This window comes from Parabacteroides sp. KHUB-02, from assembly GCF_056640955.1.
The window spans coordinates 2,782,569-2,794,888 of sequence record NZ_JBWQEV010000001.1 but is presented as its reverse complement, the minus strand read 5'-3'; the positions used below and the strand labels follow the sequence as shown (position 1 = coordinate 2,794,888).

10 protein-coding genes are annotated in these 12,320 nt (G+C 41.1%); 6 read left to right on the top strand and 4 right to left on the bottom strand.

The genetic code is table 11. The annotated features are described in order from the left end of the window. Positions 1-57: 57 nt before the first annotated feature. Positions 58-228 (bottom strand): hypothetical protein, encoded by a 171-nt coding sequence (locus ACYIA1_RS12345; RefSeq protein WP_005854067.1) that lies wholly within the window; start codon positions 226-228, stop codon positions 58-60. A gap of 137 nt (positions 229-365) precedes the next feature. On the opposite strand from ACYIA1_RS12345, the gene ACYIA1_RS12340 reads away from it, so the two are divergent. Beyond that, a complete protein-coding gene (locus ACYIA1_RS12340; RefSeq protein WP_048927503.1) occupies positions 366-1,103 on the top strand; it encodes a lysophospholipid acyltransferase family protein in 738 nt (245 codons plus the stop codon). A gap of 9 nt (positions 1,104-1,112) precedes the next feature. On the opposite strand, the gene ACYIA1_RS12335 is transcribed toward ACYIA1_RS12340, so the two are convergent. Next, positions 1,113-2,600, bottom strand: coding sequence for a capsule assembly Wzi family protein (locus ACYIA1_RS12335; RefSeq protein ID WP_005867167.1), 1,488 nt, complete (start codon positions 2,598-2,600; stop codon positions 1,113-1,115). Between the two features lie 59 nt (positions 2,601-2,659). Continuing rightward, the gene (locus tag ACYIA1_RS12330) at positions 2,660-3,661 is read right to left on the bottom strand and encodes an alpha/beta hydrolase (protein ID WP_048927504.1); all 1,002 of its coding nucleotides are present in this window, start codon (positions 3,659-3,661) and stop codon (positions 2,660-2,662) included. Positions 3,662-3,883: 222 nt separating this feature from the next. Here ACYIA1_RS12330 and ACYIA1_RS12325 point away from each other — a divergent pair, with 222 nt between their 5' ends. Further along, positions 3,884-4,645 carry a LytR/AlgR family response regulator transcription factor gene (locus tag ACYIA1_RS12325; RefSeq protein WP_022191757.1) on the top strand — a complete coding sequence of 254 codons (762 nt, stop codon included), beginning with the start codon at positions 3,884-3,886 and terminating at the stop codon, positions 4,643-4,645. A gap of 253 nt (positions 4,646-4,898) precedes the next feature. On the opposite strand, the gene ACYIA1_RS12320 is transcribed toward ACYIA1_RS12325, so the two are convergent. Further along, complete coding sequence (locus ACYIA1_RS12320; protein ID WP_121961016.1) at positions 4,899-6,038, bottom strand: AAA family ATPase; 1,140 nt, start codon at positions 6,036-6,038, stop codon at positions 4,899-4,901. A gap of 228 nt (positions 6,039-6,266) precedes the next feature. Between ACYIA1_RS12320 and ACYIA1_RS12315 the strand changes: the two genes are divergently transcribed. The 4 genes from ACYIA1_RS12315 (at position 6,267) to ACYIA1_RS12300 (ending at position 12,298) form a co-directional block, all read left to right on the top strand. Next, positions 6,267-6,911 (top strand): HD domain-containing protein, encoded by a 645-nt coding sequence (locus ACYIA1_RS12315; RefSeq protein WP_008779959.1) that lies wholly within the window; start codon positions 6,267-6,269, stop codon positions 6,909-6,911. 9 nt (positions 6,912-6,920) lie between these two features. After that, positions 6,921-7,514 (top strand): RNA polymerase sigma factor, encoded by a 594-nt coding sequence (locus ACYIA1_RS12310; protein WP_005854082.1) that lies wholly within the window; start codon positions 6,921-6,923, stop codon positions 7,512-7,514. 35 nt (positions 7,515-7,549) lie between these two features. Beyond that, entirely contained in the window at positions 7,550-8,539 is a 990-nt protein-coding gene (locus ACYIA1_RS12305) for a FecR family protein (protein ID WP_005867179.1), read from the top strand. Between the two features lie 213 nt (positions 8,540-8,752). Further along, positions 8,753-12,298: a TonB-dependent receptor gene (locus ACYIA1_RS12300; RefSeq protein ID WP_480335409.1), complete on the top strand. Its 3,546-nt coding sequence runs from the start codon at positions 8,753-8,755 to the stop codon at positions 12,296-12,298. Positions 12,299-12,320: the final 22 nt, after the last annotated feature.

The window sequence follows — 12,320 nt, the reverse complement described above, 5'->3', positions numbered from 1 at the left end:
AAGGGCTATTTATCGAATAGCCCTTTTTCATTTCCTTTTAAATCTAAGTAGCGTGTATTATTCTACTCGTTTGTTGATTACGATATGACCAAAATAGCCAAGGAGAACCAATCCCAGACCTGTAAGTAGAATACTATTTGTCATACCACCAGTAAAAAACGGTACAGCCAAAACTGCCGCACCAATAATGAGTACGATCACTCCTAGATTTTTAATTAACTCATTCATGGTTATAGATATTTTATAATTATTTTCTTTTCTACCGCAAATAAAGCAATAATAACCCGATCGTGAAAATATTTTCGGAGAAAAATAATGAAACGATTGAAATTAGCTTCTATATTTGTGTTATAATATAGTTACGTATGGGAAGAATACTTTACATAGTTTATTTGTGGCTGTTTTTTGTACCTGTATTTCTGGTACTGACTATACTTACGGCTGTGACGGTTATCATCGGTTGTCTATTGGGGGGAGAGAAAATCTTCGCTTATTATCCGGGTATGATCTGGTCTCGATTGACTTGCTATCTGGCGCTTTGTCCGGTGACGGTAAAAGGACGTGAGCATATTAACCGGAAACAATCGTATGTTTTCGTCGCCAATCATCAAGGTGCGTTTGATATTTTCTTGATATATGGTTTCTTAGGCGTTCCCATTAAATGGGTGATGAAAGCGGGTATCGCTAAGATTCCGTTTGTCGGGGCCGCTTGCCGTGCCGCTGGTTTTATCTTTGTCGATAATTCTACGCCGAAGGCTGCCGCTCGTAGTGTTTTGGAGGCGGAGCGTTGTCTTCGGAACGGGGCTTCCGTGGTTGTTTTCCCGGAAGGTTCGCGTACGTATACCGGGAAAATGATTCGTTTCAAGAAAGGGGCTTACCAAATGGCTCTGGATCAGCATTTGCCTATTATTCCGATCACCTTAAACGGGCCATTTGATGTCTTGCCGATCGGGTCGTTGAATGTCCATCGTCATCGGATGGAGATGGTGATCCATCCGGCGGTTTCTACCGAGAATATAGACACTTCCCACAAAGGAATGCAAGCGTTCGCTGATCAGACTCAAGAAATCATAGCATCTGCCTTGTGGGAAGAATATAAATAATTTAGGTTATTATTTCCAGCTTTTCAAGATGCCACGTTTCGCTACTTTCAGGCTGAATCCGAAGTTATCGCCGAACATGGAACCGGCATCAGCTGCCAAAGACCCTGTAAATTCCCATCCCGATAAACGGGGATGTTGATAAGAGATATCTAAAAGTCCGGAAGCTCCTCTTTTCTTGCTAAGGAAAGGGGTGGCATGTCTACCCCAACTATTCATCACGGTGACTAATACCCGATAAGATACTTGTGAGGAGATAGCGCCTTCCGCACCGAAATGCCAGTCACGAACACGATTGTTCTTGAATCCTAATGAACCGGCCTCGTTATACTCTGGGCTTGTGATCAGAGGAGAACCTATCGCTCGGTTAAAATAAGAGGCTCCGGTAGTGTATTCTCCGTTGTTATAATAATCATCACCACCGCCACCTACGCCGGGATGTAGGTCGTGATCAAAATCGATGAAGTGGAACTGTCCGCTTTGGTCTCTTGTAACCAGATACTCCACGACCACCTTACGCAACCACGGGAATTTTGGTAAATCCAATTGTCCTCCCCATAATCCATCGGTATTGTTTACGAATATCATACCGGATTTATCCTCGAAGAAATGTTGGTAATAGGCGGATACTTGCCAGTTAGGTTGTGTAAAAGCCAATTTGAAATCGTAAGAGCCATAATGATTACCCAGTACGTTGATTTGATCGGAGACTGTTGCGTCGCCACCACCTTCGCTGCCGCAAATAACCCGGATAAGGTCCTTGATGGATTGAGGCTGCTTTCCGATCTTAGGATTGGTTGAGGTTCCTCCCCATTGTGCCCAATGCTGTACTCCGATTACGCCGGATAACGGGAAGTCATTGCGTGTATCCTTAATCTGTACAAATAATGATTTATGATGCCATAAAACGTTATCTACATAAGTCTGCTTATTGTTTGTGAAGTTAGCCAGATAATCCTTGTCGAAAGAACGACCGACGGCAAAGTCTCCTTTGACTTGCATCCAGCCTTTCGTTAAAGGAACGACGGTAAATTCCGGTATACTGATGTTCACTTCCGGAATCGGGCGGGCATTGGCAGATTGTACGATATCGCCCGAGCTAAGCCAACGATCCCAAAGAGAATTATAGCGTTCCTTGCTTCCTACACTCAATAGCAAGCATTTGTAACCTAACTCGGCATATATTTGTTGGATAAAGAAATTGCGATGACGAGGAACTGCGGCCACTACGTCTAATCCGGCTCCCCAGCGAAAACCTTTGCCAAAAGTTTGATTATGGAATACTCCCGCATTCAAATATCCGTTATTCGCTTCCAAAGGAACAATTCCGTATCGATTGCTAACCATCCAGAAAGGGGTATTATCGCCACTAGCTACCGATCCGAATATCTCGGCCTTATAGGTAGTCGCTTCCGGAGTTGTCTCTTTTTCTTGAGCGAAACTAGCCGTTGCCATCCCCAGACAGGTCAGACCTATAAAAATTGATCGCACTGATTTCATGTATATATAAATGTTTTGTCTGGGCGCAAAGGTAAGGATTTATATGTTTGGTGCAACCATTATTGTTTCTTTAACCACTCGAATATAGTTTGATAGGCATCGTTCCGATAGGGCTTTTGAGATAGGATCAGATCGTGGATGCCGTTTGGTATGGTATCTCTCGTGACTTTGTCTCCTAGTTTCTCCCCGTATTTTTGAATGTCTTGAACATCCAAGACGATGTCGGAGGTCATGTATTCCTCATGCCATGTCTCTGTTTCCGGAAAAGATTTGTTGGAAGACATCACTAGTATCGGACAATCCAGTTTTAACCCTTTTTGTACCGTCTGTTGCGCTTCTTGTATGGCTTTGATCCATCCGGCTTTTTTCGGATGCCCGAATATCATTTTCCAGTTCGTGTCAAACTCCCATTCTCCTTTATATTGCTTAAGCAAGCTATAAGCGTAATTCGGGTCACCCAGTCCTTGTACGGTAAGATTCGGGAATAGCCTCCCGACAAACGCAACGGTTGGCAGTACGACTTTCTCCATGAACCATCCGAAATTCCAATCCAGAAAAGGGCTGTTCAAGATAAGCCCTTCTACCGGTAACTCCCCTTTTTTACTATTCAAATAATAAGGTGTGATCAATCCGCCTGTAGAATGCGCCATTAATAATATCCGCTCGTTGCCTTCAGACCGGATGGTGGCTAAAGCGGTATCGATATCAGCGAAATACTCTTTTAGGCTCTTGCAAAAGAACGGGTTTTGATTGGGCAATATCGAACGTCCGTATTTCCGCAAGTCCATCGCATAGAAATTATATCCGTGAGCGTTTACGCTATCCCCTAATTGTTTCTGGAAAAAATAGTCATTATAGCCATGGATATACAGCACGGCCTGTTTTACGCTATCCAGTTGAGGTTTCTTGACCAGTGTGCAAACCACCTTCCCCTCATAGTCATCCGGCATCTGGAAGGTACGGCGTAAATAACCATCTCCCAATACATCGGGTACGTATTGGGCATATACCTCGCATAAAATGAAACAGAGGAATATAATAAGATTTATTTTTCGAGACATAAATATATTGTTTCTATTTTATAACTGTATTTGCAAAGATAGGGTTTATCAATCAATGGTAATTAACCAAGATCATAAAATAAAAAATGACAGATAAGCATGAAAAACGCAAGGATAAACGTAAATATTGCAACTTATACGTAAAAAGCACTATTTATGGTAAGTCGTTAATTTTTTATCTTAACAATAAATATTTTACTTTGTTGGAAAATGGAAGCGTGTATGGAACCGGAAATAACAGTAATAATCATAGATGATGACCTTGGATCGATTCAAAAATTGCAAAACGATCTATTGGCTTTCTCGGAAATAAGGATATTGGATACAGCGACAACGGCTGAATTGGGCAAGAGGCATATTCTTAAGTATCAACCGGATTTGGTGTTTTTGGATGTGGAACTTCCGGACATGTCTGGCTTTGATTTGCTGGATGATATACGGGATGATATTCTTCCGAACTTGAGAGTCGTTTTCTATACGGTATACGATAAATATATATTGGATGCCCTACGTGCCTCTGCGTTTGATTATTTGTTAAAACCTTATTTAATTGATGAGTTAGCGGCACTCATCGAACGTTTTCATACGACAGAACCTGCGGATGTTGCCTGCATGGAGAGATCTTTGCGGAAAATATTGAATCGGGATAGTCGATTTGCGATCCAAACCGTTTCGGGTCTTTTGTTAGTCCGTTGTGAGGAGATATTCCTGTTTCAGTTCTTGGGAGACCAGCGTTGCTGGCAGATTGTCTTGACTTCCCGTACTACTCATAAACTAAAAATGAGCACGACAGCGAAAGATTTGTTGTCTATCAATAATACGTTTGTTCAAATAAGCCAAGATTGCATTGTGAACTTGACTTATTTGATGTTCATCGAGAATAAGACCTTACGATGCGAGTTCTATCCCCCCTTCCAAGAGGAGGAGAGGATCGCCTCGCATCGCTATTTTAAACAACTGAGAGAACGGCTGGATATTATTTGATGGTTACTCTTCTTTTCTCCCTAATTTTATCTGTTTTGCAGGGTGTAATAGGCTTCTGAAGTGAATAACTAACGGCTTGTCGAGTGAATAACTAATCACTTGAGAAGCCTTTTGCAAGCGATTAAGTATGTTGTCTAAATGATTCATTTTCACCGCATAAGGAATTTACATTTCAAGTCGTAAATTATTTACTTCAGTAACGGATAGTGCCTACTAAGATTTGCTTATTTTCTGACATTTACATACAAGAGAGTCAATATATTCTAGCCATCCAATCCGCGAAAAAGTAGTCATATACCCTATAAAAGCCATCTTCCTGTGTTATCAAATCATTTTTCAACAGAGGTTTGACCGCAGATTGTACAGAACTGGCTGAGGGTAGCTTGTATTTTTTGATAAATGCTGATGACGTGAGACCTTCTGCTCTGCCCTCTTTGGCGATAGCTTGTAAAACAAGTTTTTGTTTGGGAGCAAGATTGGCAAGTAGATCCTTGTAACTACTTTCTTGTGTTAGAATCACATTCTTGCGGGCTATTTCTATCTTATCCATACTACAACGCTCACCCTCTTCGGTCAATGCGAAAAGTTCGTTCATTATCATTTGCACAAACCAAGTATAGCCATCGAACATCCGATAAACTTCTTCTATTACGGATTTGTCAATAAGCTTTCCCCTTTGCTCAAAAAGCCGGTTGGCGAACTCCACATAGATATGAATGGGTATTGGCTCAAGTCCTATACTAATAGCGCTTTGATAAAAAGGCTTGGAAGAGGAATTAAACATATTACTCATCAAATGGCGTTTACTGCCGGAGAAGATAAACATAGTCTGCTTGCATTGTTGAATCTTGGTTCGCAACAACGCTTCTACATTTTTCTCCTCATAGCCGCCAATTTGTTGGAACTCATCGATCGCCACGATACATGGTTTATCTGCGGTCTCTAGATAAGCGAAGATCTCATCAAGTGTTGTTTGTGGTGCTTGAATGTCTCCTAGCCCAATATCAAAACAAGGTTCTCCGGTTACCATATCCAGTTTAAAACCCGCACGCAATGAGGTTATGATTTGAAAGAACCGTTCCGTCCAAACCGTTTTCTTTGGCTTCAATTCGTCATAGATGGCTTTTCCTAATAGATATACGAACTCTGTTAATGAAGTAGTGGCATAAATATCCACAAAGAACGCATGATAATTTTTTTCTATCGATTCTTGACGAAAAAGATGTTGGATCAATCCGGTCTTACCCAAACGGCGTGGAGAAATCAATGCGACATTACGTCCGTTCTCAATCTGTTTAATCAAGAAGCTTGTCTCTCCCTCACGGTCACAAAAATATTTGTCTGATACATACCTACCCACGACAAAAGGATTCATCATTGCGATTGTCTCCATAATATAAATACATTTTATTGCAAATATAATAATTATATCCATAATAAAGAAAGGAAACGGTATGTTTCACTTGCACGTGTGGGAGTCCGTGGCAAATAATTTGATATATAGTGATTTAATTCGATTATTTATATATCTTCGCATTGTAGAAACCGTCGTTTCGGAAACAGCGGTTTCGGAACTGTGTATTATTGCCATGCGTAAAGATTAATCTTTAGTATCGAAAGAATGGAAAAACAATCATTTATCGCTCTAGTAAAGCGTTATTATCCTTGGATCTGCAGTATGGAGAAGGCTGCTTTTCGTATACATGATGATGTGAATCAGAAATATGATCATGTGTTGCCTTATGGATTTCATCTGAAAATGACGGTATCGTATGTCTCTCGCTACGGATATCTGGTAGCTGAGACCGAGGCGGATATACTGATATTGTATGCCTCTGCTTTTCTGCATGATACGATAGAAGATGCACGGATGACCTATAATGATGTCGTGAAATTCCTGAAAGAGTTCAAGGGGGGAGGCTTTGTCTTGCCGGAAGGCGTGAGACAGCACTTGGAAGACCAAGTTCCGGAAATCGTATACGCCTTAACGAATGAAAAAGGACGAAACCGGGGAGAACGGGCGAATGACCTGTATTATCAAGGAATACGGCAGACTAAATTCGCTTCTTTTATAAAAATATGTGATCGGCTGGCGAATATCCAATATACGATGATGTTTGTTTTTGCGAACCGGATGTTGGATGTTTATCGTAGAGAGTATCCGGAATTTATCCGATCGATCAGTGAAGGTGCGGTTACACAGGTGCCGGATGCCATGAAGGAGGAAGCGGAACGTCTGTTAAATAGCGAATCGTATATTATATAGTCTTCTCGAATGTCTTTTTTTCAGAAATCCATACGGAGCGATGAAGATCTGCTCACCTCATTGAGGCAGGGGAGCGAGGATGCGTTTACTGTTATTTATGAGCGGTATCATAAATTATTGTATGTGTTGGCCTATAAATATTTGAAAAGTACATATTCTTCGGAAGATGCCGTACAGCAAGTTTTTCTGAAATTGTGGGAGGCACGTTCCCTACTGATGGTGAACGTGAATTTAAGGAACTATCTCTATACAATGCTAAAGAATCACGTATTAAATGAGATCCGGAATAATAATAGCGCCGTAGAGAAAAATTATGAGATCGTACAATCAGCGCCGGAATATGAGGATGAACTGCTTATAAAGATAGAGGAACAAGATATGATGTCTCATTTTTACCAAGCGATCGATCACTTGCCGGAGCAGAAACGCCAAGTCTGTCTGTATAAGCTGAAAGGGAATCTTTCTAATCAAGAAATCGCCGATAAGATGAATATCTCGGTCCCCACGGTAAAAACACATTATGCGCAAGCGATAAAAATACTGCGGGCACATTTCGAGAGACTATTTTTATTTCTTTTATATTTGTGGAACTCATCCTATTGATGGCTTTGCGTGTCAATTGATAAAAGGAAATGCATATGAAAATACCCGATCTATCGATCATAGAGAAAACGCTAAATAATGAGGCTACTTCCGAGGAGTCTTGTGAGGTTGTTCGTTGGTTTAAGACCCCGGAAGGACAGGCATGGCTTGCTGAGCGTATCGATCAGGATGAGAAAACGATTCATATGGGGGAGGAAGAGGCATGGATCGACCATCCGATACCCTCAGCCGTAATGTATCAGAATATTATGCGGCAACTCCGCCGACAAAAAATACGCCGTTTTATAGCGTATGCGGCTGCGGTCTTTATACCGATTGCTTTAATTATAGGACTTTTCATACGCATAAACTCACAAGTGGATTTGTTGGCGGATGGTGGGTATGACGAGGTGTACGTACCTAATGGGGAACGCATGCAGCTGCTTTTTCAAGATGGAAGTAAGGTCCATTTGAATTCGGGAAGCCGTATTCGTTATCCGAAAAAATTCGGTCTCTCCGAACGTAAGGTTTATTTGGAAGGAGAGGCTTGGTTCGAGGTCGCCAAGAACAAGAATCGGCCTTTTATCGTGGATCTTTCTTATATGGATATAAAAGTGTTGGGTACTACCTTTGATGTGAAAGCCTATCCGGAGGAAGAAGCTATATTCGTCGCTTTAGAGACAGGATCTATCGAGTTGAAATCAAGATCCTTCAAATCTTATCAATTACGCCCGGGAGAAAAAGCGGTTTATAACAAGGCTTCCGGACGTTGTGAGGTACTCCGTTCCCACGATGTCAAGATGTATTCGGCATGGAGACGTAATGTGCTCGTATTTAAGAGCGCCCCTTTATCGGACGTAATGAAAACATTGGCTCGAACTTATGATATATCCTTTGACGTGAAGGATTCTGCCGCTTTGCGATATACGTATACGATAACGACCGATAGCGTCAATTTGACCACGGTATTAAAAGAATTGGAAAAAATCACGCCTGTACTATTCGAGGAAAAAGGGGGTAAGATAGAAGTCCGGATGAAAAAATAAAAAAATTAGCTATAACGACTCATCCTTTTTGATTTGTCGTGTGTCTATTTGATAGGAGAGCAGGAAACAGAGTGTTAACCTTAAAATAGATATGCGTATGGATTCCTCATAAATAGATAACATAAGAACAGCCGAAAAGCTCCTACCCTTTTCGGCTGCCGGTCGTATTAAAAATAAATTTCTAATACCAACTATTAAAATCAATACAAATATATGAAAGAAAAGCAAGAAAGCCCTCGGCGTAGGTGCCTTTTAATATTAATTGAGAAAATACCGAATGCCATGAAGTTAACCTTTCTATTTTTAGTCATATCCTTGCTGAGTTTCACGGCTACCGCCTCGGCTCAGCGGGTTTCTATAACATTAGAGAATGCGAAAGTGGAGAAAGTTTTGGCGGCTATTACAGATCAAACGGGTTTTAATGTCGCTTATAGTAAACAAGTTGTGGATGTAGATCGAAGGGTAAGTCTGAATTTTACTAATGCGGAACTTACCCAGGTCTTGGATAAATTGACGGAAGGAACGCTGTTGGGTTATGAGGTGAATGGCGGAAAAATTTATTTGTTTAACCGTATAGAGAATAAGCCGATTAATCAGCAGTCAAAAAAAATAACAGGTCAAGTAACAGATCAGAATGGAGAACCTATTATTGGAGCTAATGTTATAGTAAAAGGTTCTACCACTGGCACCATTACAGATTTAGATGGAAACTATAGTATAGAAGCCTCTTCTTCAGATATACTTTTAATCTCTTATATAGGTTATAATACCAAGGAGATTGCGGTGAAAAATCAATCAACAGTTGATATAAAGCTTGTGGAGGATACCCAGAACTTAGATGAAGTTGTTGTGGTTGGATATGGTGTACAAAAGAAAGTCAATTTGACAGGGGCTGTAGCTCAAGTTACAGCTAAAGAATTAGAAAATAGGCCAGTGTCGAATGCGACTCAGATATTGCAAGGAACCATGCCAAATGTAAATATTACCTTTTCTACGGGAGAACCGGGTGCGGGAGGTTCTATTAATGTTCGTGGACAGGCATCAATTAATGGAGGCGAACCATTGGTCTTGATCGATGGTGTTCCAGGCGATATCAACCGTGTGAACCCGAAAGATATTGAATCTGTGTCTGTGTTGAAAGATGCAGCCGCTTCGGCAGTATATGGTGCTCGCGGTGCGTTTGGTGTGATTTTGGTGACAACGAAGAGTGCGAAGGCTGGTAAGATGAGCGTTTCCTATGGAACTTTCTTTGCGACATCCAAGCCAACGGTTCGTACGGACTTTATGACTTCTGGATATGAGGCGGTTTCATTGTTGGATGAGGCTTTCCGTCGTGCCACGGGTAATACTTATACTCGTTATACGGATGAGGATATGGCTGAATTAGAGGCTCGCCGATATGATAAGACGGAAGACCCTTCCAGACCCTGGACGGTCGTGAAGAACGTGAACGGAAAAGATATCTATAACTATTATGGTAATTATGATTGGTGGAATACAGTGTTCAATTCTCACCAGCCCTCTCAATCTCATAGTATCAATTTATCCGGTGGTACAGAGAAGATCAATTTCTTACTCTCCGGTAATTTCTATACGAAAGATGGTATTATGAAGATTAATACGGATAAGTTTACCTCTTATAATTTCCGTAGTAAGATTAATGCGCAATTGTTCCCATTCTTGAAGGTAACGAACAATACCTCCTATTACGACAAGAATTACACCTATTATGGTCGCGAGGGTGGAGGCAATCCTAACTTTGTGTATGTAACGGTACATGCTTTACCCTGTTATGCACCAGTGAATCCAGATGGTACGGCTACTTATAATACGCTGAAAAATAATTATTCCATTGGTGATGGACTTTATGCGATGTTGTTGGATGGAGGAACAAAAGGAGAGAAAGGTATCCATGAGTTTACGACAACTACCAGTTTGGAATTTGATATTGCGAAACATATCAAATTGAATGCGGATTATACTTATTCGTTTTATATAGCGGACGATTGGTATCGATCTACGGTAGCGACTTACTCTATTGAGCCTGGTGTTGTGCAGGAAGTTCCTAATTATAATACGGATCAATTGAAGAAGACAATGTGGTTTGACCCGATGCATGTGGCGAATGTTTATGCTAATTACAATCAGGTGTTTGGGAAACATACGGTTGGTTTGACTGCGGGTGTAAACTATGAGAATAAGAAACATTCTCGTCTTTTCGCTTCCCGAAAGAATTTAATATCAGAATCGTTGAGTGATTTGGAATTGGCGACTGGAGATATGTTGGTTGGTGGAGGTGCGTACGATTATGCTTTGTTTGGTGCCTTTTTCCGTGCCAACTATGATTTTAATGATCGGTACTTGATAGAGGTGAATGGCCGCTATGACGGAACGTCTCGTTTTAAATCGGGTATGCGTTACGGCTTTTTCCCATCTGTATCCGCTGGATGGAGATTAAGCGAGGAATCTTTCTTTGAAAAGGCAAAAGATGTGGTAAATAACTTGAAGATCAGGGCTTCTTTTGGATCATTGGGTAATCAGGCAGTAAATTCAAGCAAGCCGAATTATTATCCTTATATCGAAACAATGAATACAAGCTTATCCAGTTGGTTGATAGATGGACAGAAGACGCAAAACGTAAGTTCGCCGAACCCGATTATCGACAACTTGACTTGGGAAAAGGCGACGACTGTAAACGTTGGTGTAGATCTTAGTTTCTTGAATAGTCGGTTGAACGTATCAGGTGATGCGTATGTACGTAATACGACAGATATGTTAGTACCAGGAAAGACGTTGCCAGCAGTATATGGAGCGGCTTCTCCACAACAGAATGCAGGAGATCTTCGAACCAAGGGATATGAGTTGGTGGTCAGTTGGAAAGATCAATTCGACTTGAAAGGAAAACCGTTCAATTATGGCGTATCGTTTGTACTAGGTGATGCGGTGTCTGAAATTACTCGTTATGACAATCCTAACAAGTTGTTGGCAAATCATTATGAAGGCAAGCGTTTTGGTGAGATTTGGGGATACCGGATCGATGGTTTCTTTAAGACAGACGAAGAAGCCGCAAACTGGAAGATTGATCAAAAGTTGGTAAATACACAGATTCAAAAGGCTCCGGGTGAATGGGGACATTTGCGTGCGGGTGACTTGAAGTTCCGTGATTTGAATGGTGATGGTGTGATTTCTCCGGGAAAGAAGACCGCTGATGATCCGGGTGATATGGAAATCATAGGAAACTCAGAGCCTCGCTATAATTATGGACTTAATTTGAATGCTAGTTGGAATGGTTTTGATGTCTCGGCTTTCTTCCAAGGCATCGGCCGTAGGGATTGGTATCCAAGCGCAAATGCGGATAAGTTCTGGGGACCCTATTCGCATCCTTATTTCTCGTTTACTCCGAAGAATTTTAATGACTTGGTTTGGACTCCGGAGAATCCGGACGCATATTTCCCATTGTTGAGAGGATATACGGCATTGAATAGTGGTGGATGTTTGAGAGATCCGAATGACAAATATATTCAAAATATTGGTTATTTGCGTTTGAAGAACTTGGTTATTGGCTATACGCTTCCTGATCGTTGGATGAAAAAAGTCTTTGTGCAACATTGCCGTTTATATGTAAGTGGAGAGAATTTGCTTACGTGGACTCCGTTTGTTACAGATTATATTGATCCGGAGCAACCGGTGGCAGATAGTAACGGACGAAGCTATCCGATGTCAAAGACATTCTCTGTAGGTTTAGATATTACATTTTAACTAATAAATTAAAGACTTATTC